General features: G+C 67.8%; 19 protein-coding genes. 13 read left to right on the forward strand and 6 right to left on the reverse strand.

Translation table 11 applies throughout. The annotated features are described in order from the left end of the window. Positions 1 to 64 precede the first annotated feature (64 nt). From HEB94_RS20035 to HEB94_RS20070, 8 genes are all read left to right on the forward strand, one after another. Positions 65 to 2,164 carry a phosphocholine-specific phospholipase C gene (locus HEB94_RS20035; protein ID WP_337917832.1) on the forward strand — a complete coding sequence of 700 codons (2,100 nt, stop codon included), beginning with the start codon at positions 65 to 67 and terminating at the stop codon, positions 2,162 to 2,164. 196 nt (positions 2,165 to 2,360) lie between these two features. Further along, on the forward strand, positions 2,361 to 3,839 hold the full coding sequence (locus HEB94_RS20040) for a chondroitinase-B domain-containing protein (protein WP_202896452.1): 1,479 nt from the start codon (positions 2,361 to 2,363) through the stop codon (positions 3,837 to 3,839). A 316-nt stretch (positions 3,840 to 4,155) separates the two neighbouring features. After that, on the forward strand, positions 4,156 to 6,765 hold the full coding sequence (locus HEB94_RS20045; RefSeq protein WP_192751314.1) for a M14 family metallopeptidase: 2,610 nt from the start codon (positions 4,156 to 4,158) through the stop codon (positions 6,763 to 6,765). A gap of 205 nt (positions 6,766 to 6,970) precedes the next feature. Further along, positions 6,971 to 7,570: a GNAT family N-acetyltransferase gene (locus HEB94_RS20050; RefSeq protein WP_192751315.1), complete on the forward strand. Its 600-nt coding sequence runs from the start codon at positions 6,971 to 6,973 to the stop codon at positions 7,568 to 7,570. Further along, complete coding sequence (locus HEB94_RS20055) at positions 7,456 to 7,992, forward strand: MFS transporter (RefSeq protein WP_337917835.1); 537 nt, start codon at positions 7,456 to 7,458, stop codon at positions 7,990 to 7,992. The genes HEB94_RS20050 and HEB94_RS20055 overlap by 115 nt, the downstream gene beginning before the upstream one ends. A 33-nt stretch (positions 7,993 to 8,025) precedes the next feature. Continuing rightward, complete coding sequence (locus HEB94_RS20060) at positions 8,026 to 8,322, forward strand: hypothetical protein (RefSeq protein ID WP_192751316.1); 297 nt, start codon at positions 8,026 to 8,028, stop codon at positions 8,320 to 8,322. Between the two features lie 4 nt (positions 8,323 to 8,326). After that, complete coding sequence (locus tag HEB94_RS20065) at positions 8,327 to 9,280, forward strand: hypothetical protein (RefSeq protein ID WP_192751317.1); 954 nt, start codon at positions 8,327 to 8,329, stop codon at positions 9,278 to 9,280. A 298-nt stretch (positions 9,281 to 9,578) separates the two neighbouring features. Further along, positions 9,579 to 11,114, forward strand: coding sequence for a CYTH and CHAD domain-containing protein (locus tag HEB94_RS20070; RefSeq protein ID WP_192751318.1), 1,536 nt, complete (start codon positions 9,579 to 9,581; stop codon positions 11,112 to 11,114). 49 nt (positions 11,115 to 11,163) lie between these two features. Here the strand turns inward: HEB94_RS20070 and HEB94_RS20075 are convergent, their stop codons facing one another. Next, positions 11,164 to 11,904, reverse strand: coding sequence for a GntR family transcriptional regulator (locus HEB94_RS20075; protein ID WP_192751319.1), 741 nt, complete (start codon positions 11,902 to 11,904; stop codon positions 11,164 to 11,166). Between the two features lie 140 nt (positions 11,905 to 12,044). Here HEB94_RS20075 and HEB94_RS20080 point away from each other — a divergent pair, with 140 nt between their 5' ends. The 5 genes from HEB94_RS20080 to HEB94_RS20100 all read left to right on the forward strand — a co-directional run bounded on the left by HEB94_RS20080 (position 12,045) and on the right by HEB94_RS20100 (position 17,519). After that, entirely contained in the window at positions 12,045 to 12,779 is a 735-nt protein-coding gene (locus HEB94_RS20080; RefSeq protein ID WP_192751320.1) for a phytanoyl-CoA dioxygenase family protein, read from the forward strand. A 66-nt stretch (positions 12,780 to 12,845) separates the two neighbouring features. Next, on the forward strand, positions 12,846 to 14,240 hold the full coding sequence (locus tag HEB94_RS20085) for an ABC transporter substrate-binding protein (RefSeq protein WP_192751321.1): 1,395 nt from the start codon (positions 12,846 to 12,848) through the stop codon (positions 14,238 to 14,240). 165 nt (positions 14,241 to 14,405) lie between these two features. Continuing rightward, positions 14,406 to 15,263 (forward strand): carbohydrate ABC transporter permease, encoded by an 858-nt coding sequence (locus tag HEB94_RS20090; protein WP_192751322.1) that lies wholly within the window; start codon positions 14,406 to 14,408, stop codon positions 15,261 to 15,263. A 1-nt stretch (position 15,264) separates the two neighbouring features. After that, on the forward strand, positions 15,265 to 16,140 hold the full coding sequence (locus HEB94_RS20095) for a carbohydrate ABC transporter permease (RefSeq protein WP_192751323.1): 876 nt from the start codon (positions 15,265 to 15,267) through the stop codon (positions 16,138 to 16,140). A 29-nt stretch (positions 16,141 to 16,169) separates the two neighbouring features. After that, complete coding sequence (locus tag HEB94_RS20100; protein ID WP_192751324.1) at positions 16,170 to 17,519, forward strand: family 4 glycosyl hydrolase; 1,350 nt, start codon at positions 16,170 to 16,172, stop codon at positions 17,517 to 17,519. Between the two features lie 18 nt (positions 17,520 to 17,537). Here HEB94_RS20100 and HEB94_RS20105 read toward each other — a convergent pair whose 3' ends face one another. From HEB94_RS20105 to HEB94_RS20125, 5 genes are all read right to left on the reverse strand, one after another. Beyond that, a complete protein-coding gene (locus HEB94_RS20105) occupies positions 17,538 to 18,281 on the reverse strand; it encodes a phytanoyl-CoA dioxygenase family protein (protein WP_238362406.1) in 744 nt (247 codons plus the stop codon). A gap of 69 nt (positions 18,282 to 18,350) precedes the next feature. Next, the gene (locus tag HEB94_RS20110; protein ID WP_192751326.1) at positions 18,351 to 19,250 is read right to left on the reverse strand and encodes a carbohydrate ABC transporter permease; all 900 of its coding nucleotides are present in this window, start codon (positions 19,248 to 19,250) and stop codon (positions 18,351 to 18,353) included. A 10-nt stretch (positions 19,251 to 19,260) separates the two neighbouring features. Then, the gene (locus tag HEB94_RS20115; RefSeq protein WP_202896454.1) at positions 19,261 to 20,232 is read right to left on the reverse strand and encodes an ABC transporter permease subunit; all 972 of its coding nucleotides are present in this window, start codon (positions 20,230 to 20,232) and stop codon (positions 19,261 to 19,263) included. Between the two features lie 6 nt (positions 20,233 to 20,238). Beyond that, positions 20,239 to 22,002 carry an extracellular solute-binding protein gene (locus tag HEB94_RS20120; protein WP_192751327.1) on the reverse strand — a complete coding sequence of 588 codons (1,764 nt, stop codon included), beginning with the start codon at positions 22,000 to 22,002 and terminating at the stop codon, positions 20,239 to 20,241. A gap of 190 nt (positions 22,003 to 22,192) precedes the next feature. Then, on the reverse strand, positions 22,193 to 22,975 hold the full coding sequence (locus HEB94_RS20125; RefSeq protein ID WP_192751328.1) for a glucosamine-6-phosphate deaminase: 783 nt from the start codon (positions 22,973 to 22,975) through the stop codon (positions 22,193 to 22,195). Between the last annotated feature and the right edge of the window lie 26 nt (positions 22,976 to 23,001).

The raw sequence follows: 23,001 nt of genomic DNA on the forward strand, positions 1-23,001 counted from the left end.
TCGTCATCGGCGCATGGGCGACTGTTCCCCTTCGGGTCAGCTTGTGGGTCGACCCTTGGGCGACGTGACTCACTTCTCTCGCCGCCGCCTCCTCGGCGCCGGGGCGGCGGTCGCCGCCGGTGGCGCCGCCGCGTCGGTCCTGCCTCCGTCCCTACACCGCGCGATGGCCGCACCCATGCCGCCTGGCGGGCTGCGGGCGATCGAGCACGTCATCGTGCTGATGCAGGAGAACCGTTCGTTCGACCACTACTACGGGACACTGCGCGGTGTCCGTGGATACGCCGACCGCACGCCGCTCACGATGCCGAACGGTGCCTCCGTGTTCGCCCAGCCGACTCCTGACGGGGGACACGTGCTGCCGTTCTCCGTCCGTGCGGGCGCCGAACGGGAAGGCCGGTCGCCGAGCGACATCCAGTACCTCGGAGCGCTCGACCACAGCTGGCCCGGAAGCACGCAGGCGTGGGGTCAGGGCTGGAACAATGACTGGGTGGCGGTGAAGACCGAGGCCACCATGACCTACTACGAGCGGCGCGACATCGAGTTGCAGTACGAGCTCGCCGACGCGTTCACCATCTGCGACGCCCACCACTGCTCGGTCTTCGGATCCACCAACCCCAACCGCAACTACCTGTGGACGGGAACGGTCGGCTTCGAGCCGGGAAGCACCGCGCGTGCGGTGACCAACGCGGCCTACGACTACGACCACAAGGGATACGACTGGACGACGTACCCGGAGCGGCTCGAGGCCGCCGGCGTGTCCTGGCAGATCTACCAGGAGTGGGACAACTTCACCGACAACCCGGTGGAGTACTTCGTTCCGTTCAAGAAGATCGGCACCAAGGTGCTGCAGGGCGTCGACGGCGACTTCCGGACCACCGAGGAGTTCTACTTCGCGCTCTTCGACAAGACCGAGGAGGAGCGCGGGCATCTGTTGGAGCAACTCGCGGCGGGCCGGGACGCGCTGAGTGACGCGGAACGTCGGCTGTTCGACCGCGCTCTGTTCCGCAGTGAGCCGGAGACGCTCGTCCCGCGGTTGCGGGCCGACATCGAGGCGGGCACGCTGCCCGCGGTCACCTGGCTGGTGCCGTCGGCGGTCGACTCCGAGCACCCCGGTAGCTCGACACCGGTCGGCAGCGCGAACCTGATCTACGACGTCCTCGACGCGATCGCCTCCGACCCGAAGACCTGGTCCAGGACGGCGCTCTTCGTCAACTTCGACGAGAACGACGGCTACTTCGACCACGTCGCGCCGCCGGTGGCGCCGCGCCCGGCCTCGGGCAACGGCGACGACTGGTACGACGGCAAGCCCATCGGTCTCGGTCCGCGGGTGCCCATGACCGTCGTGTCGCCGTGGACCATCGGCGGGTACGTCGACTCAGAGGTGTTCGACCACACGTCCGTCCTGCGGTTCCTCGAGCGGTGGACCGGAGTCGAGGAACCCAACATCAGCGCGTGGCGGCGGAGCGCCTGCGGCGACCTCACCTCGGCGTTCGACTTCCATCGCAAGGGCATGCCGCCCTCGGTGACGAAGCCGGGCCCGGTGCCGGCCCCGATCGAACGCTGGCACCCCGAACACCCACAGGAGCAGGTGATGCCGGTGCAGGAGTCCGGGCGCCGTCCGGCGCGGGCGTTGCCGTACCGGCCCTCCGTGTCCTCCCGGGTGGACGGCAACAGCCGGCTGCGGCTGAAGCTCACGAACGGCGGGTCGGAGTCGGCGCACTTCGCGATCTACCCGTACCACGGCGAGTTCGAGTACCCCGTCCACGTCGACGTCCGGGACGAGAAGGGGATCGCCATCGCGCTGGGCTCGGCCGGATACCGACTCGCGATCCAGGGCCCGAACCAGTTCTGGTACGAGCTCGCGGGCCTACCCGGCGGCGTCGCGGCGGGTGTCGACGTCTCCGTTCGGACGGCGCCGCGCCCGCGTACGGTCGACCTGGTGCTGGAGAACACCGGACGGATGCCGGTGACGTTGCGGCTGCGGGCACTCGGGTACGGCGACCGGGTCCAGTCGGTCACCCTGGCGCCGCGGGCCAAGCGCGTCCAGCCCTGGCCGACCGACAAGGGGTGGTACGACGTCGAGGTCACCGCCACCAAGGACACGACCTTCCGTCGCCGGCTGACCGGCCACGTCGAGTCCGGGCACGAGGGAGTCACCGCCTGAAGCCCCGACACGCAGCCGAAGGTCCCGGTCCGCCGGCTTTGCTGGATCGGGACCTTCGGCTTCCTCGCGTAGACGCGACCGTTCGTGTCCGAACGTGGGCAACCGCTTTCCCATTCTCTCGACGCTGACTACGGTGGCGATTCACACGACGAGGGGAAGCGCGAGAACGGCGGCAGTCTGACCCGAGGGAGCTGCGGTGACCAGGTGGATGGGCAGTGTCGGTTGGGGAACGTCATGGCGTCGTAGGACCTGGCCCGTCGCGGTCGCTCTGCTCGGCGGTGTGCTGGCCAGCCTGCTGGTCATCACACCTGGTCCGGCTGCCGCCGCCGGCTCGACGTGGGTGGTGCGTGGACCCGCGGCTCACACGGTGTCAGTCGACTCGCTGGCCGCCCTGCAGGGCGCCATTGACGTGGCTTCGCCGGGTACGCGGATCGTGGTGCGGGCCGGGACCTACGACGTCACCGAACCGATCCGGATCGCGGGCAGGTCCGGAGCGCCGGGCGCTCCGATCGTCGTCGCGGCCGAACGCGTCGGCGCGGTCGAACTCACCGGTGCGGCGGGCTTCACCGTCACCAACTCGTCCTACGTCGTGCTGCGGGGCTTCCGGCTCACGCACCGGTCGACCCTTCGTATCCCCGCCGACTCCTCCCACATCCGGGTGACCCGCAACCACTTCGAGCTTCCCGCGGCCGACGGCGACCACTGGCTGAACGTGGACGGCAACGACGTGGAGGTGGACCACAACACCTTCGCCAACCGCGCCAACCTCGGCGTCTACCTGTCGATCTCCGGGCCGGACGGGGACGTGGCGAAACGCACCTGGATCCATCACAACTACTTCTTCCACCACACCTACGGTGGGGACAACGGCGGCGAGCCGATCCGGTTGGGGCTCAGCTCCAAACAGAGTTACTCCGCGTACGCGGTCGTGGAGAACAATCTCTTCGACCAGGTGAACGGTGATCCGGAGGCGATCTCGGTCAAGTCCTCCGACAACATCATCCGCTCCAACACGGTCGTCGACAGCGTGGGTTCGATCGTCCTCCGGCACGGCAACCGCAACCGGGTGGAGGGAAACTTCCTGCTGGGCGGGAGATCCGGTATCCGGTTCTACGGCAACGACCACCAGATCGTCAACAACGTGGTCTCGGGCAGCGCCGGCAGCGGCATCGTGATCGGCAGTGGCAGCGTCGTCGACGACACCGCCAGCACCGGCAACGACCGGCCGGATCGGGTCACGGTGGCCTTCAACACCCTGGTCGGCAACGCCGTCAGCATCACCGGTGAGGGGAACCGTCCGCTGGAGCCGCACGACTGCGTGGTTGCCAACAACATCGTCTCCGGCTCGGGAACCCAACTGGTCACGATGCCGCGCGGCGAGGTCGGCTTCCGTTGGGAGGGCAACATCCTGCACGGGGCACCGGCTGGCGACATTCCTGTTACGGGGTTCACGATCGCGGATCCCCTGTTGTCAACCGAGGGTGACGGCGTGCCGAGGCTCACACCGGCGAGCCCGGCGGTGAACGCCGCGGTCGGTTCGTTCCCCACGGTTCGTCGAGACCTCGACCGGATTCCGCGTGTCGGTGCGAAGGACGTCGGTGCCGACGAGTTGACCTGGTTCGGAAGGCGGCAGGTTCCGCTGACCCCGAACGACGTTGGGCCGTTGGCCAGGTAGAGCAGCGCCCACGAGCGCGGCGAAAGTTCCCACATCTGGCGACCGTTCGTTGGCCAACCCCGGCCAGTGGGCGGTCGCTACGTGTTCGGTCGACGAACGGTGCGGTCGCTGGCCTCGATGCCCTTGAGCAGGGGCGACGGATTCGGAGTCGTCGTGGGGCGTCCCATTGCTTGCATGCCGTCATGCAGTTTCGGCCACATCGCGTTACGGAATCGTCCGGCCACGATCAGACACGGTCTTGTTGACGATTCCGCGCGTACCTACATTGATCACCGTCCCAGACGTTGGTTCACCCCCACACAGACCTGAGGTCGCGATGAAACGCAAGATCCAGGCAGGGTTGGCCGTCCCCATCGTCGCAGCGCTCACCGCCGTGGTTGGTCCAGCCGCGTCCGGCGCGTTGTCGACAGCGGCTGATCCGCCGGAGACCGGCTTGCCCACACCTGCGTCCGTGCTGGGCTTCGCGCCGTGCACCGACTACAAGCTTGCCAATTACGAGCAGATTACCGATTACTTCACGGCTTTGGACAAGTCCAGCGACCGGATGCAGCTGATGAGCATCGGCAAGACGTCCGAGGGTCGCGACCAGGTGCTCGGCATTGTGTCCTCGCCGGAGAACCTGGAGCCGAAGAACCTCAAGAAGTACCAGGACATCGCCGAACGCCTTGCGCACTCCCGTGGACTGACCGACGCGCAGGCCAAGGAACTCGCCCAGGAGGGCAAGTCGGTCGCGTGGGTGGACTTTGGTATCCACTCGACCGAGGTGGCGCCGACCCAGACCGCGCCGCAGTTCGCCTACGACCTGGTCCGTGGTGAGAGCGCCGAGGCGAAGTCCATCCGCGACAACGTCATCACCTTGTTCAACCCGAATGTCAACCCTGACGGAACGACGCATGTGTCCGACTGGTACATGAAGTACGTCGGGACGGAGTACCAGGACTCCGACTATCCGGAGCTCTACCAGAAGTACGCGGGCCACGACGATAACCGCGACTGGTTCATGTTCAACCTGCCGGAGACCAAGAACCAGGGCAACATCCTGTGGCACACGTGGTATCCGCAGCTTGTCTACAACACCCACCAGACGGCCGCCTACCCGGCGCGGATCTTCGTGCCGCCGTTCAAGGATCCGTCCAACCCGAACATCCAGCCCGAGGTGATTCGCGGCATCAACGCCGTCGGCGACGCGATGACCCAGCGCCTGGACCGTGAGGGCAAGGTCGGTGCCGTCTCGCGCCAGCAGTACGACCAGTGGTGGAACGGTGGTCTGCGTTCGGTGCCGGCCTTCCACAACCAGATCGGCATCCTGACCGAGACCGCGCACGCGTCGGCGACCCCGACGTTCGAGGACCCGGCGGACTTCCCGAAGACGTTCCCCTACCAGGGTGTGTCGACCTCGGAGCCCTCGGCCTTCTACCCGAGCCCCTACAAGGGCGGGGAATGGCACCTCAAGGACAGCTGCTCCTACATCGAGTCGACCGGGTGGGCCTACCTCCACACGGCGGCCACGGACCGGGAGGGCTGGCTGTACGGCGTCTACCGGATGGGCAAGCAGGCCATCCAGGCCGGTGGCGACGTGTCCTACATCATCCCGGCGGACCAGGCGGACTTCGCCACGGCGGCCAAGATGATCAACGTCCTGCGTTGGGGCGACGTGGAGGTGCAGCAGGCCACTGCGGCGTTCACCGTCGGGGACAAGAGCTACCCCAAGGGCAGCTACATCATCCGTGAGGCGCAGCCCTTCCGTCCCTACGTGGTGGACCTGATGAACCCGCAGGTCTACCCCGACCGGCGCAACCCGGACGGTTCGCCGGAGCGCCCCTACGACATGGCGGGCTGGACGCTGCCGTACCAGATGGGCGTGCAGTTCGACAAGGTTGACGCGAAGTTCAAGGTCGCGACCACCCAGGTCGAGTGGGCGAAGGTTCCGAACTACCGGATGCCGTCGACGACCCCGGGTTACGCGTACGCGCTCGACCCCCGTGTCAACGACTCCTTCACGGCGGCCATGCAGCTCGTGAAGGCCGGCGACAAGGTGACCCGCACCAAGGACGCGGTCACGACCGACCAGGGCAGCTGGCCGGCAGGAACCTTCCTCGTCGCCGCGGGCCAGGGCACGAAGGCCCGGGTCACCGCGCAGGCCAGGTCGCTCGGACTCCAGGTCGCCTCGGTCGCCACGGAGCCGGAGAACACCCTCGCGCTCAGCCAGCCGCGGATCGGGCTCTACCACGGTTGGGGCGGTAACTCCGACGAGGGCTGGACGCGCTACGTCCTCGAGCAGTTCAAGTTCCCCTACGGCCAGATCCACGACGCCGACGTTCGCGCCGGCGCGCTGAACGACAAGTACGACGTCATCGTTCTGCCGGACGCCTCGTACAACAGCATGCTGAACGGCGAGCGGGCCGGCAGTCTTCCGCCCGAGTACACCGGTGGTATGACGGCGGCGGGCATCGCGAACCTCAAGGAGTTCGTCAACAACGGCGGCACGCTCGTCACCGTCAACGACGCGGCCCAGTTGCCGATCCGGGCGTTCGACAACTTCCCGGTCACCGACGTCACCGAGGGTGTTCCGTCCACGGACTACTACTCGCCGGGATCGGTGGTTGCGACCAACGCGAACGCCAACACCCGGTTGACGTGGGGCCTGCCCGAGAAGCTGGACGCCTACTCCTCGACCAGCCCCGCCTTCGTCGTCAAGGAGGGTGCGACCTCGGTCACCACGCCGGTGAACTACCCGACGTCGAACGTCCTGCGCAGCGGCTGGCTGCTCGGTGAGAACCTCGTCGCGGGCAAGGCCGCGGTCGCGGACGTCGGCTACGGCGACGGAGAGGTGCTGTTGCTCGGCACCAGTGTCCAGCACCGGGCCCAGGCGCACGGCACGTACAAGTTGCTCTTCAACGCGCTGCTCGTCGGTGGCGAAAGCTGACCCGACAGCAGAAGGGTCGGTGACAGACTGACCCGATCCAGGTCCCCGCGCCACGTGGCGAACCTACGTGGTGGCGGGGACCTGCCAGTTTCGAGATCGTGACAGAGTTCGTGACCGACGTTGACGGCCGAGTTCGTGACCGAGCTCATGGCCGAGTTCGCGACCGGGGTCATGACTGGCGGGCGTGAACCATGAAGGGACAGCGATGGTGGACAGTGCGGTTCTCCAGCTTCGGATGGTCTGGCCCTCCGGCCGGCGTCTGGATCCGAGCGCACTCCGGTTGCCGGACGGATACGTGGTGTGTCCGGCCGACGCCGACACGCTTCCGGCGTTTCGTGCGCTGATGGCGAAGGTGGAGCTGGGGGCGTGGGACGACGAGACGTTCGCGCGTGTCCACCAGACCGTCCTGCCGGGTGGTTGGCGAGTGATCCTGCACGAGGCGAGCGGCACCCTGGTGGCGACCGGCATGGCACAGCACCGGCCGGTCGAGGACCTCTACCCTGACGGCTACGAGGTCGGGTGGATCGCGGCGGATCCCCAGCACAGCGGGCGCGGTCTCGGGCGGGTGGTCACCGCCCTGGCGACTGCCCGACTGGCCGAGGAGGAAGCCGCCCGCGTCTACCTGCAGACCGACGACTTCCGGCTCCCGGCCCTGAAGACCTATCTGGGACTCGGCTTCGTCCCTCATCTGTGGGCGGCGGGCATGGCCGAACGCTGGCAGGTGATCTGCGCCCGCCTGGACTGGCCCTACCGTCCGCAGGACTGGCCACGCTGGACGCGCGAGCCTGGGCCGGCGGCGCCGTAGCGGGTCGCGAGGTCCGTGGGCTGGCACCCGGGATCGTCCCGCTGGTCCTCGCGCGTCTGGTGCAGGGCGCAGCGGCCGCGCTTATGGTGCCGCAGGTGCTCAGCGGAATCCAACTGCACTTCACCGGGGCACATCGCGTACGGGCGCTCGGCTTCTACGCGATGGCGTTGTCCGGCGGTGCGGTCTTTGGGCAGGTGCTCGGTGGTCTGCTGGTGGCGGCGAACCTCCTTGGTACGACCTGGCGGCCGATCTTCCTGATCAACGTCCCGCTCGGCGCGATCCTTCTGGTGGCGGCCATGCGGGTACTTCCGCCCGACAGCGCACGCGTACGACGTGGCTTGGATCCCGCCGGAGTGGTCGTGTTGTCGGTCGCGGTCCTGGCGCTGGTGGTTCCGCTGGTCCTGGGTCGGGAAGAGGATTAACCGGCCTGGACCCTCGTCTGCCTGGTCGCGAGCGTGCCCGCGATCGCCTGCTTCGTGGCGGTCGAGCGGCGGGTGGCGACGCGGGGTGGCCGGCCACTGGTCGCCTCGGCTGTCGTCCACGACCCGGTGGTTCGAAGCAGCGGCGCCTTCGTCCCCGGCCAGCCCGGTCCCGGTGACGCGGTCATCATCAACGTGCCGCGGACGGCGTTCTCCCACGTGGGTGGAAGCGGCATCAACTCCGCGTCCTGGAACCCCACGCTCGTCGTGAACATCCCCGCGGACTCGGTGGCAGGTCTCTACAGCGGCACGGTCAACCATTCGGTCACCTGACCGCGTGGCCAGGCTCGCCGCGGCCACAGGGCTCCTCGTACTCCTGCTTCCGGGAGTGTGGGCGGGCCCCGCGGCCGCGGACGGCGACACCGGCAAGCCGAGCAGCACGGCGACGCCGACGCCTGGTCCCGAGGGCAGAATCAGCCTCGGGCTGCTCGAGGTACCCGGAAACCGCGCCGACGACCCACGGGCGCGCATCTACATCGTGGATCATGTCAATCCCGGCACGACCTTCTCCCGGCGGATGTTGGTCACCACGACCTCCCGTAAGCCGGTGCACGTGGACCTCCCGCCTCGCGGCACCGCCGTCGTCAAGGCCACCATCGCCGTCCCGCCCCGGGCAAGTCGCGGGGAACGCTACGCCGCGGTCTGGGCGGAGGTCTCCTCACCGAAGAAGCACGACCAGGGGCGCATCACGCTCGTCAACCGGGTCGGCATCCGGACCTACCTCGACGTGGGGCCAGGTGGCGATCCGCAGACGGACTTCTCCATCGGCCAGGTGCGTCCGCAGCGTACCGAGGACGGCGACGCGCGGGTGGTCGCCGAGGTCCGCAACACCGGTGAGCGCGCCATCGACCTCAGGGGACAGCTGACACTGTCGGATGGACCGGACTCCCTGAGCGCGGGTCCCTTCCGGATCATCGACGGTCCGACACTCGCTCCCGGCCATCGGGGCAACGTGGTCGTCGCGCTGAGCGGCCGCCTGCCGGACGGCCCGTGGAAGTTCCGGCTCACCGTGCAGAGCGGGACGATCACTCGAACCGCGACCGGGACCCCCACGTTTCCCCAGAAGCGCGGCATATGGGGCCTGCCGGCCGCCCTCGACTCGCCACTGCCGTTGACGCTCACGGTGACCGGCTCGCTGGTCGTCCTCGCGGCGCTGGTTCTGCTGGTCGCCGTTCCCATGCCCGATGAGCATCGTCACGACGGCGCAACTCGTCGTTGTCACAACGTATGACCCGGCGCCGGTCAGCGGAGAGCGCGGATCCCGCGCAGTCGACGGATGCCGAGGCATGGCCATGGTCGTCGCTGGCCTACTCCGGCCAACTTCCTGGACTGGTCAGCCCCGCCTGCGTCGCGCCCGTTTCGGGCTTCGGCCCGAAGTGCCAGTTCGCCCGCGAAGGTGAACAATGGATCACGGACGTTGATCGTTCGCCGGAGTGCCTCACCGGGAGAGCCGGATGCGCGTTCGCCGCTCGTCGGTGGGCGCGCGACCGAACCCGTTCTCACCGGGTGCGGCGGTGGGAGGTAGTGGCATGGGACATCTGGAGGTCGAACGCAAGTACGACGTTCCGGCCGGATTCGTCGTACCGACAGTCGTGTCAACACTGTCCGCACGCGGTGTCGCGTTGGCGGACGCCGGCAGCGAGCGTCGGCTGGACGCGTTGTACTTCGACACCGCGGAGTTCCACCTCGCCCGGCGTGGCGTGACCCTGCGGCGGCGTACGGGCGGCGACGACGACGGCTGGCACCTCAAGCGGCCGGCCGGCAGGAACTCCCGCACCGAACTCCGCGCGCCACTGGACGACAGCGTGGCCGAGCCGCCGGACGTTTTCGGCGAGGAGCTGTGGGCGCTGACCCGGGGGAGTGCGCTACGACCGGTCCTTCGACTTCTCACCCGACGTGTCGAGCATCCCGTCCGGTCGTCTGAGGGCGTGACCCTCGCGGTGCTGGCCGACGACCAGGTGGCAGCGCAGACGCCGGACGCCCGGCGGGTGCTGCGGAAGTGGCGGGAGGTCGAGGTCGAGCTCGTCGACGGGCCCGACGACCTTCTCCGCGTGGTCGAGCGGGCTCTCCTCGACGCCGGTGCCCGGGCGTCCAAGGCGTCCTCCAAGCTGGCCCGGGCTCTCAAGGGCCAACTGCCGCGGGGCGGCAGGTCCCACGGTGCGTGGGACACCGTGGCCGACTATGCCCGGGAGCAGCGCGACGCGATCGTGGCGCTCGACCCTGGTGTGCGCCGCGACGACGAGGACGCCGTCCATCAGATGCGGGTCGCCTGCCGACGGCTTCGAAGCACCCTGCGTACGTTCCGACCGATGTTCGGGATCGACCGGGCCGAACCCTTGCGGGGGGAGCTGCGCTGGTTGGCCGGTGAGTTGGGCCCGGCCCGCGACTCCGAGGTGATGGCCGAGCGGCTGCAGGCGGCGATCGCGGCGGAGCCGGCCGAACTCGTGGTCGGTCCGGTCGCCCGCCAGGTCAGCGTGAGCTTCTCGATACAGCACGCGCAGGCGCGGGACCGGCTGCTGGCCGCGCTCACCAGCGAGCGGTACGCCGCCCTGCTCGAGCGGCTCGACGAGGTCGTCGACGGGCCACCCGTGACAGCGGTCACCAAAGCCGCGTTGCGCAAGCGTGCGCGCAAGGCGGTGCACCGGGTCACGGCGCGTCTCGACCTGGCCGAGCGCCTCGCCGACGCGCCGGCGGCAGGTGCCCGCGTCACGCCGCCGCTGCCGGGTGTGACCCCGGACCGAGACACCGCACTGCACGACGCGCGGAAGGCTGCCAAGCGGGCACGGTACGCCGCCGAGGCGTTGCGGCCGCTCGGCGGCAAGGACGCTCGCCGACTCGTGCAGCGGTTCAAGCATCTCCAGGAGGTGCTCGGCGTCCACCAGGACTCGATCATCACCCGCCAGGTGCTTCGCGACCAGGGCATGCGCGCCTACCTCGATGGTCAGAACTCCTTCACCTACGGCCTCCTGCACGCGAAACAGGAGCTCGCGGGTGAGGCCTCCCTGGCCGAGCTCGGTGCCGCCCGGAAGGCGATCGGGAAGAAGGCGACCAGCTGGCTGCGGTAGCGCGGCCGGTCGGAGCGTCGACCCCCATGGGGGGCGCCGTCGGGGGAGGTCAGCAGGCGGAGGCGGCGGTTGCCGGGGCGAGCAGAGTGGCCCGGAACCGGTACCGGTCGCCGCGATAGATGATGCCGCCGAGCTCGACCACCCGGCCATCGCCGGAGTACGTCACCTGCCTGGTGACGAGGAGCGGCTGACCAGGTTCGAGGTCGAGCAGGGTCGCCTGGTCCGGGCTGGCGGGCTGCGCCTCGACGCTGTAGTCGGCGCGTTGGGGAGCCGCGCCGGCGCGGGTCAGTGCGTCGTACAGCGATCGGTCTGAGAAGTCGTGCTCCGCGAGCTCGGGCGCCACCGCCAGCGGAACCCGGCTGCGGTCGAGCGCGACGGGCAGCTTCTCCAGCATCCGCAGCCGGCGCAGGTCGAGGAGGTCCGCACCCGGCGCGACGCCGAGCTGCTGCGCCTCGTCCAGGTCGGCCGGGCGCACCTGCTGGGAGAGCACGGTGGAGGAGGGAGTCAGTCGCTGCGCCCGGGCCATCGCCGTGAAACTCAGCAGCGCGTTCGCGGGCTCGCCCACCTGCTCCGCGGAGACGTACCAGCCACGGCCGTGTGAAGCGGCGAGCAGTCCCTCCTCGGCGAGGGTGGTGAGCGCGCGGCGTAGCGTCACCCGGCTCACGCGCAGTCGCGCGCAGAGCTCGCGCTCGCTGGGAAGCCGTGCGCCGCGGGGGTGGACGCCCGCTCCGATCTCGTCCGCGAGCTGGTTCCGTACGCGCTCGTGCAAGGGGACGGAGGCCTCGCGCATGCGGGAAGTATCGCACCACCAAATACCAGGCAAATACCAGTTGGCCGGGATAGGAAGACCACCTTGGACCAACAGGATCGGCGCGGTATGTTCCGTGCGCACTTGGCCGGCGCAGCCACTGGATGGCAGAGGAGCCTCCGATGAGCCAGGTTGACGTGAGGTGCTACGCGCGAGACGGCTACGCCGTCAGCCGTTCCGTGCTGGGCCACGACCAGGTGCAGTCACTGCGGCAGGAGGCCAACCGGCTGCTCGAGCTGTGTACGCGGAACTCCGACCGCTACGGCGCCCGGATCGAGTGGGAGGTCGACCACCTCGCCGACTCCGACCAGGCCGGCATGCACGGGGTGATCCGCAAGCTCGAGCCCGTCTCCGACCTGAGTACGACGTTCCAGGAGTTGGCGCAGGATCCGGCGGTCACCGCGGCGGCGGAGAGCATCTTCGGCGAGCCGGTCGAACTCTTCGAGGACAAGCTGAACCTCAAGCTGCCAGGCGGATCGCCCTATCCGTGGCACCAGGACTGGAGCTGTTGCTGGCGCGCGCACACCGACGAACTCGTCACCTGTTTTCTGTATCTCGACGACGCGGACGAGACCAACGGTTGCCTGCAGGTGGTGCCCGGAAGCCATACCGGTAAGCCGACTCATCCGTTCCGCTCGGGCGGCCACTTCGAGGTCGATCCGGCATGCGTTCCGGCGGACCGCATCCAGCCGGTTCCGCTGCGGGCCGGTGACATGATCTGTTTCGACTCCTACCTTCTGCACTACTCCGACCTCAACCGCAGTGCGGTGCCGAGGATGGCCATCATCTACACCTACAACCCGGCCCGCCTCGGCCGGATCAACGAACGACGGTTCCCAGCCCTGTCCAGCGGATAGTGCCGTCGCGTCGATCGTCAGTGGATCGTCGCCCTGTCGGCCCTTCGCAAGCTCCTGGAGCGCTCCATGTCACCCCACGCAGGCCGTTCGCTCCGACCGATCCGCGCCGCGGCGGAGCCGTTCTCGCGCCGTCGCTTCCTCTCGCGGGTGGGCGTCGGCCTGTCCGCGGTCGCCGGCTCCACACTCTGGTCGGGCTGCATGCCGAGTTCGGTCGGGAACGACGAGGCCGGTGTCGCGGTCTCCAAGCCGATCGACGGCAAGCTGAACGTGAGTTGGTGGAGCCACAACAACCCGAGTTTCGTGGCGGCCAACACCGAGATGATCAAGCGGTTCGAGGCGGAGAACCCCGACCTCCACGTCGTCTACCAGTACTTCCCGTACGACGTGCTGGCCCGCAAACTGCAGGCCGCCTATCGAGCGGAGAACGTCGCGGACATCCAGCAGATGTTCGGCACCTGGGTCACGGAGTACGCCGAGAACAGCCTCCTCGACGAGGTGCCCGCGACCCTCGCGGGCGGTGACCCGATGCAGAAGTTCTGGCCGGCATCGCTTGGTGCCTACACCCTCGAGGGCAAACTCTACGGCGTACCGCACGAGTACAACCTGGAAAACGGGGGCATCCTCTACAACCCGAAGCTCGCCAGGGCAGCCGGCATCCAGGAACCCCCGAGCACCTGGGACGAGCTCGTCGAGGCGGGCCAACGGCTGACCAAGCACGACTCCAAGGGCCGAGCCACCCAGATCGGGTACGCCTTCACCGGCAACGACTCGATCACCTTCACCTTCCTCTCGATGATCCTCCAGCTCGGCGGCGACTACTGGGACTCCGACGGCACCCACGTCAACTTCCACAGCCCGCAGGCGCAGAAGGCGTGGACGGACGAGACCGAGCTTGTGACCCGCTACAAGGTCGACAACACGACCTGGTACAGCGGCGACCCTTACACGATGTTCTTCCGCGGCCAGGCGGCGATGGCCCACCAGGGTCCCTGGGTGGTGGCGTCGGGTCAGGCCGACTTCCCCGACTTCAAGGACATCTCCTACATCGCCGAACCGCCCTACGCGGGCGACACACTGAAGTTCGCCGCCGAGTCCGGTTGGGGTGAGGTGGTCAACGTCAAGGCCGACAAGGAAGTACGCGACGCGGCGTGGAAGTTCGTCGACTTCATGGCCCGTCCCGACAACGCCCGCATCTGGAACCTGAAGTCCGCGACCGTACCCGCCCTGAAGGAACTCCAGGACGACGAGCAACTTCTCAAGGACGCCCCCTATCTGAAGGTCCCGTTCGGCGTGCTGCCGCACGGACAGTGGGTCGGCAACGTGAAGGACCGCGACGAGTTCTGGACCTTCCTCCACGACGCGTTCATCAGCGTCGAACTCGGCCAGCAGGATCCGATCGCGGCGATCACCGAAGCCGAGAAGCAGATCAACCTGATGATCGACGAGAAGATCGGGCCCTGAGCCATGGCCGAGCCACCGAAGTTGCAGCGCAGTGTCGCATCGCCAGCCGGGCAGGGAGTTGATGGCGCCACGCCACCGGTGCCTGCCCGCCGGGCGAGGATCACCGGCCCACGGCATGCGGGCGCGGGCAGGGGCCGACCCAGACCACCCGGCCAACGACGGCAGATGCTGTTCGTCTTCGGGTGGCTCACCCCCATCCTGGCCCTCTTCACGGTCTTCTCGCTGATCCCGATCGGTATCGCGATCTGGCTCAGCCTGCACCGGTACAACCAACTCGCGCCGGTCTCGCCGTTCCTCGGGCTGCGCAACTTCACCTACGCGTTCACCGACGACCCGGCGTTTCTGAAGTCCCTCGGCAACACCGGGAAGTACGCGCTGGTGGCGGTTCCACTCAACATCGTGCTCTCACTCGCGGTGGCGCTCGCGCTGAACCAGATCACCAGGCTCCGGGCGTTGTTCCGTACGGTCTTCTTCCTGCCGGCGATCGCGTCCGCCGTCGCGGCCTCGCTCGTCTGGGTCCCGATCTACGACCCGCAGGCCGGCTGGCTCAACTCCGCGCTCAACCTGGTGGGGCTGTCGGGCGGGTCCTGGTTGGGTGATCCGAGCACCGCGTTGTGGGCGGTGATGGTGACGGCCGTTTGGCAGGACCTCGGCTTCAACGTGATCGTGTTCCTCGCGGGCCTGCAGGCGATTCCGCTGGAGTTCTACGACGCGGCGAAGGTCGACGGCGCGGGTGCCGTGGCACGGTTCCGGAACGTCACCCTTCCGCTGCTGCAGCGGACGTTCCTCTTCGTCTTCTGCCTGACGACGATCGGCTACCTGCAGGAGTTCACCCGTGTGCAGGTGATGACGCAGGGCGGGCCACTCCGGTCGAGTGAGACCGTCGTGCTGCACATCTACCAACGCGCCTTCGGCGACTTCCAGCTGGGTTACGCGACGGCGATGTCGATCATCCTGATGCTGATCATCCTGGTGATCTCGCTGATCCAGCTTCGTGCGCTCCGGACCCGGTGGGAGTACTGACATGGCCATGACCGTCGAGCCAGGGCGCACCATCGAGACAGAACGGCAGCCGACGCGGCAGCCGCGACGGATCGGCCGGATCGTGCTCTACGCCGTGCTCACCGTCGCCGCGGTGCTCTTCGTGATGCCCTTCGTGTTGATGGTGAGCAACTCGCTGAAGACGGCGCAGGAGATCATCCAGATTCCGCCGACCCTGCTGCCCGAGCATCCGACGCTGCAGAACTTCGCGTTCGTCCTGCAGAACTCCCCTTATCTGGTGTGGTATCGCAACAGCCTGCTGGTGGCGTGCACGGTGACGGCGGTCACGTTGTTCACGAGTTCGATCGCCGGCTACATCTTCGCGAAGTTCTCCTTCCCCGGGAAGAACGTCATCTTCGTCGTGATGCTGAGCACGATGATGATCCCCGCACCGGTGATGCTCATCCCGAACTACCTCGTGATCGACTTCCTGCACCTGCTCAACACGTTGTGGGCGCTGATCGTCGGAAGCATGGTGAGCGCGTTCGGCATCTTCTTGATGCGGCAGTTCATCGCCGCCATCCCCGACGACCTGATGGACGCCGCACGTCTGGACGGCGCGGGGGAGTTCACCATCTACTGGCGGGTGGTTCTGCCGCTGACCGGGCCTGCCCTCGCGGCACTGGGGATCTTCACGTTCCTCGGCTCCTGGAACGACTACCTGTGGCCGCTGATCGTCATCAACGACCAGGACAAGATGGTGGTCCCGCTGGCGTTGACGTACTTCAACAGTCAGCACTCCCAGCGTTCGGATCTCGTGATGGCCGCAGCGACGATGGCGGTGGTTCCCGTCTTCATCGTCTTCCTGATCTTCCAGCGGCGGATCGTCAACGCGTTCGTGCTCACCGGCATCAAGTGAGCGCCTGCTCCCCATACGAAAGGATGTCGATGTCCCGGATCAAGGTCGTGCTGGTGGGCGCGGGAAGCACGGTGTTCACACCCGGGCTGCTGGCTGACCTCGCGTCGTCAGCGGTGTTCGACGATGCCAGCGTCCATCTGGTCGACATCAACGAGGACGCCGCGCAGACGATGGCGCTCCTTGGCCGGCGGATCGCCAAGGAGCGTGGTTCGGGACTCTCCGTCGAGGCGCACGTCGAGCGCCGGGACGCGTTGCCCGGTGCGGCGCTGGTGGCCACCACGATCGCCGTCGGCGGCGCGGACGGGTGGCGCGCCGACCTCGACGTTCCGCTCGCCCACGGCATCACCCAGACAGTCGGCGACACCGTCGGCCCCGGCGGTGTGTTGCGCGCCCTGCGCCAGGTGCCCGAACTCGTGGCGATCGGACGCGACGTCGCCGAACTCGCTCCGGACGCGTGGCTCGTCAACTACGCCAACCCACTCACGGCCAACGTCCGGGCGATCAGCGGCTTCGCGCACGAGAAGGTGTTCGGGCTCTGTCACGGCACGATGCACACGAAGGCCATGCTGGCCAACGCCCTCGGCGTACCGCGACAGGAGCTGACCGCGGTGTTCGCCGGCCTCAACCACCTGTGCTGGCTGCTCGAACTGCGGCACGGACGCCACGATGTCTACCCGCGACTGCGGGCCCTGGTCGCGGAAGCGACGGCACCGGACGCATCCCGCTCCGGCCAGCTGAGTGAACCGGTCACGGCCGACCTGATGGAGGTGTTCGGGCTCTATCCGGCGCCCGGAGACCGGCACGTCTCGGAGTTCTTCGCGTGGTATCTCGCGGGTACCCCGAACGGCGCCGAGTTGCCGTGGCGGCTGCAACCCGGCCTTGACGCGACCCGCCGCTACATCGACGAGAAGTCCGACCTGTGGGACAAGCTGCACGAACAGGCCTCCGGTGCCCGCCCGCTGGACGCCGCCCCCGAGGGGCAGGAGGCCGAACGTCTGGTGTCGATCGCCGAGGCGCTGCTGACCGGCGCCGACCTGGTCGAGTTGGCGGTGAACGTACCCAACCAGGGCAAGATCCCGAACCTTCCGTCCGAGGCGGTCGTGGAGGTGCCAGCGGTCATCGGGGCTGCCGGGGTCACCGGTCTCGCGGTGGGCGACCTCCCGCCGGCCCTCGCCGCCACGTTGACGGCACGCGCCGCGCAACAGGAACTGACCGTTCAGGCCGCGGTGTCGGGTTCACGGACGCTCGCGTTGCAGGCGCTGGCGATGGATCCCCTCGTGCCCAGCCCGCACCTGGCCCGATCGATCCTGGACGACGGGATCCTCGCCCACGCCCCGCTCCTCGCCGCCTTCGCCGCCTCTGACGACGCCACGTCCTGAGTCGAAACTAGCCGTGTCCTAGCCGGCGACCGGGTAGTCCGGCGTGGGCGGGGTGCCGGTGTAGTCGTGCCTCGGCCCCAGGTAGCTCATGGTCACCGCGCGGCGCGGGTTGCCCGAGGTGTTCGCCGCGCTTCCGTGCAGGAGCAGGCTGTGGAAGAACAGGCCGGTGCCCCGCCTCATCGGCACCGGTACGAGTGCGGCCGGGTCGTAGTGATCCGTCGGCACGATGTAGTCGTCCTGCGTCCGCACATGGGGAAGCGCCCCACCGTGATGACTGCCGGGAACGACGGTGAGGCAGCCGTTGTCCAGCGTCGCGTCGTCGAAGGGCACCCAGCACGACCACAGCGACATCGGCGCGATCGGCCAGTACGGCGAGTCCTGGTGCTGTCCCTTCTCCGACCCGACCGCGGCCGGCTTCATCAACGCGCTCGCCCGGAACAGCTGGGCGGGTGCGCCCACCAGGTCGTGCATGTGGCCAAGCACCGGCTCGCTGCTGATCAGCGTGCGCAGCAGGTCGTCGTGGAAGAGCCCGTCGATCTTGCGGATGTCGCCGCCGCCGGCTCGCACCTGCCCGGCGCGTTCCAGCTCCGGCTCCCGCTGGATCGAGATTCCTTCGCCGGCGGGACGGGCACCGCTGGCGTACTCGTCGAGACGTTCGGCGTAGCGGGCACACTCGTCCGCGCTCAGGAGGTTCTCGACGAGGAAGAACCCGTCGTGCTCGGCCCGGTCGCGAAGCCCGTCGATGTGCTGGTCCTGCTGCATGGTCACCACTTCCTGGTCAGGTGGGGTTGAGGCAGGTCGGTCCGTCGCTCCAGAGCATCACGCGACACGTCACTCCTTGATTCCGCCGACGAGGATGCCCTTGACGAAGTGCTTCTGCAGGAACGGATAGACGCAGACGATGGGGGCGATGACGACGACGATCAGGGAGTACTTCATCTGGATGGCGAGGGCCGACTGGGTCGCGGTGTCGACCGGACCACCGGCCCCGAGCATCGTCTGGTCGTTCTGCAGCAGGATCTTGGACAAGAAGATGGACAGTGGTTGCAGGTCGGCGTTCGGGAGGTAGATCAGCGGAGTGAAGTAGTCGTTCCAGTGCCCGACGGCGTAGAAGAGCGAGAGCACTGCGAGGATCGGCTTGGACAGGGGAAGGACGATCCTCCACAGTATCTGCAGGTCGTTCGCACCGTCGGTCTTGGCGGCCTCCAGGAGGCTCTCCGGAATAGTGGTCTGGAAGAACGTCCGGGTCACGATGATGAGGAAGGCGTTGACCGCCGCGGGGATGATCATCGCCCAGCGGGTGTTGTAGAGCCCGAGGTCCTGGATCAGCGTGTAGGTCGGGATCAGGCCGCCGCTGAAGAACATCGTCACGACGATGAAGACCATGAAGAACTTCCGGCCGACGAACGTGCGCCGGGACAGCGGATAGGCCGCGAGCACCGTCATGATCACGTTGAGCAGGGTGCCGACACCGGTGTACCAGAGCGTGTTGTAGTAGGCCCGCAGGGCACCCTCGGTCTCGAAGACCAGCTTGTACGCGTCCGCCGAGAACCCGACCGGCCACAGCCACACCCGCTGCTGGAGTACGGCCACCGGATCGCTGATCGACATGCTCACGACGTAGACGAAGGGAAAGAGCGTCACGCAGATGACCACCAGCATGACGAGCACGAGAAGGCCGTCGGCCACCCTCTCCCCGCGGGCTCGGCGAAACGCGTTGACTGTCGTCATCGTGCCTCCCTCACCACAGGGACGTCTCGGAGACGCGGCGGGCGATGCGGTTGACGATCAGGAGCAGGGCCAGGTTGATGACGGAGTTGAACAGCCCGATCGCCGCGGCGAAGCTGTAGTCGGAGCTCACGATCCCGCGACGGTAGACGTAGGTCTGGATGACGTCCGCCGTCTCGTACACCGCCGGGTTGTAGAGAAGCAGCACCTTCTCGAAACCGACAACCATCAGGTTGCCCGAGTTGAGGATCAACAGGATGACCATCACCGGCACCAGGCTCGGAAGCGTGATGTACAGCACCTTCTGCCAGCGCTTGGCACCGTCCACGTCGGCCGCGTCGTAGAGGTGGGGATCGATCCCGGCCAGTGCGGCGAGGTAGATGATCGCGCCCCAGCCGAACTCCTGCCAGATGCCGGAGACGATGTAGACCGACCTGAAGTAGTCGGGGTTGCTCATGAAGTCGATTCGCTCGAACCCCAGGAGCGCCCGCAGGTTGTTGACGATCCCGTCGGCCGGAGCGAGGAAGGTGACCAGCATGCCCGCGATCACCACGACCGAGATGAAGTGCGGCAGGTAGCTGATCGTCTGCGCGGCACGTTTGAGGAGCTTGCCGCGTAGCTCGTTCAGCAGCAACGCGAAGATGATCGGAACTGGAAAGCCCCACAGCAAGGAGTACAGGCTGAGCAGGAGGGTGTTGCGAATCAGCCGCTCGAAGTAGAACGAGTTGAAGAACTCGACGAAGTTGGCGAAGCCGACCCAGGGACTCCCGAACACGCCGAGTCCCGGCGAGTAGTCCTTGAACGCGATGACCGCGCCGAGCATCGGGCCGTAGTGGAAGACGGCGTAGTAGAGGATGACGGGGGAGATGAGCAGCAGCAGGTAGCGGTCCCGCCAGATCCGCCTGCGAAGCGCCGGCCAGGAGCCTCCGGGCCCTGGTCGGGTCCGGGTGGGAGCGCCCGCGCGCCTGGTGTCGGTGGCGACCACCGTGGTCTACTTCCGGCCGGTGAAACGGTCGTACTGCTGCTGCTGGATCTCGACCACCCGGTCGAGCCCCATCCCGTTGATCGTCGAGACGTACTCCTGCCAGTTCCCATCGTCGAGTGGCTGCTGACCCAGGATGAACTTGAGGATGGACTCGTCCCGGTAGGTCTCGAGGTCCGGCAGGATCCCGGTGAGCTCCTTGGTCTCCTCCGGCGTCGCGAGGATGGTCGGGTACGCGAGCACCATCGACGGTGCGATCTTCTCCGCGGACGCGAGCCAGTTCTCGTCGGTTCTGGTGACGTCCCACTGGAACTCCGACAGCGGGCCCTTGGCCGCGCGGATCCAGGGTGATGCGTACGGCATGGCGCCGTGGTAGCGCAGCGCCGCCTGGGGGTCGAGTTCCTGGGGGTTGTCGGTGACCCACGTGGTGAACTCCAACCGACGATCGGCGCCTACGGTGTAGGTGAGGCCCTCGACGCCGTAGGACACCAGCGTGTTTCCCTCGTCGCTCGCCCACACGTAGTCCAGCCAACGTGCCGCCAGTTGGGGGTTCTCGCACTCTCGGGTGACGCTGAACCATCCACTGAGGGGGCCGTACCCCTCGTAGTAGGGCTGGGAGACCTGGTCCGAGGTCGGCGGCTTGGCCATCACCCAGTGGGCGTTCTGCTGACCTGCCGCCGCCTGCGCCTTGTTGTACTCCAGCGTGTGGTTGCTGAAGTCGATGCTGGCGCCGGAGAGGTCGCGGGTCACCTTGCGCAGCACGGCCTCGCGTTCGGTCTGGTAGAACTGCGGGTCGAGCAACTTCTCCTTGTACAGCCGGTTCAGCCAGGTGAGCAGTTCCTTCAACCGGTCGTCGGTCCACTCGTAGTAGACCCGGTGGTCGTCGGTGACGTACCACCCACCGCCGTAGAACAGGTGCAGGCCGAGCGCGTTGCCGAACAGGTACGCCGCCTCCGGACCGGTCCCGATCGTGAGCGGAACCTCGTCCTGTTTGCCGTTGCCGTTCGGGTCCTTCGTCAGGAACGCCGTGAGGACGCGGTGCCACTCATCCAGTGACGTGGGCTCGGCGAGGTCCAGCTTGTCCAGCCAGTCCTGGCGGATCATCAGCCCGAACGGGTCCGAGTAGGCCGCGTCGGTGACCACCGACGGCAGGGCGTAGATCTCCCCGCCGGGAGCGGAGATGAGCTTCTTGACGTCGGGGAAGTCGGCGAACAACTTCATGATGTTGGGGGTGTTCTGCTCGTTGAGGTACTTGTTCAACGGTACGACGAGCTTCTCGGCACCGGCCCGGACCGGATCCCAGCCCTGCGGCAGCGACACCAGGTCGGGTAGGTTGCGGCCGCTGCCGAGTCGCGGCGCCATCGCGTCGCTGTACTGCGCGGACGGCGCGACGTCCCAGGTGATGCGGACGCCAGTGCGCTTCTCGATCTCCTGCCACACCGCGAGGTTTTGGGTGTAGCTGCGCGGTGCGTAACCGTTGTCGGGCGCGGCGAAGGTGAACGTCACCGGCCGGTCGGTGAGCGGCAGCGAGTATCCGGGAGGCCCCGGCACCGTTCCACCGGTGCTCTGCGCGATGGGATTGTCCGGCACGGGCGGCGCGTCGGGAGTCGCGGACGCCCGGAACGGTCCCTTGGGTGCCTCCTGCTGCCCGGAACCCCCGCTCGATCCGCCCCCACCGCCCCCGCTGTTCGATCTCGTGCACCCTGCCAGCGCGATGCCAGCGGCCGACATCGCCGCCGCGGCCAGCAGTCTTCGACGCTCCAGTCCTGCCACGTCGTCACCTCCACGTAGGGGTGCGCGTCGGTCCTACTGGATCGCCAGGTGCGGTCGGGATGCGATCAGGGACCCCAGCGCGGTTCGGGCGAGCGGGTGATCACAGGTCGGCACTGCGTCAGGTGCGGATCCGCCTTGTTTCTCGGCGGTGTTCCGCGGGTGTTGCTCTGCGGTGTTCCGCCGGGTGTTGCTACACGCTCAGGAGCGCGGCGGACTCGCTGTCGAGGAAGAGTTCGGCGTTCGGCTGTTGTCGCAGGATCGTCGCGGGAACGGCGGGCGAGACCGGCGCGGTGAACGTCGCCGCGACCGCCTCGGCCTTGCGGCGTTCGGGAACGACGACCTGGATGTGGCGTGGTGCGAGCAGCGCAGGGACGGTGAGGGTGATCGCCTGTTCGGGAACGGCGGTCACGTCGGGGAAGTGGCCCTCGTCGACCTGTTGCCGGCGGGACCGATCGTCGAGGCTGATGACCCTGGCCCACCGAGGGTCGTCGAAGTCGGCCTGGTGCGGTTCGTTGAACGCGATGTGCCCGTTCTCCCCGATACCGAGGCAGACGAGGTCGAGCGGCGCCTCGCGAAGCAGCTCTTCGTAGCGGCGGGCCTCGGCCTCGGGGTCGGTCGTGTCCGCCTGGAGGTAGTGGACGGCGGCCGGGCGCAGCGGCTCGGTGATGTTGCCGGCGATCCAGCGCTGGAAGCTCGCGGGATGCGTGGGCTCGATGCCGACGTACTCGTCCATGTGGAAGACCGTGACGGCCTCCCATGGGACGTCCTTCTCCTCGGTGAGCGCGCGGACGAAGGGGAGCTGGGAGTTGCCGGTGGCGATGATGACGCGGGCCTGCCCGCCGGCGGCGACCGCGTTCCGTACGATCTCGGCCGTGTTGCGTGCCGCGGCCCGCCCCAGTGCCTCCGCGGACTCGAACACCCGGGCACGCATCTGACCAGCGGTGAGCTCCGACCCTGCCGTGACCTCCGCCATACCAGTCCTTCCTCCCGAGCCGGAGC

This window comes from Actinopolymorpha pittospori (assembly GCF_014873875.1).
GTDB classification, from domain to species: Bacteria; Actinomycetota; Actinomycetes; order Propionibacteriales; family Actinopolymorphaceae; genus Actinopolymorpha; species Actinopolymorpha pittospori.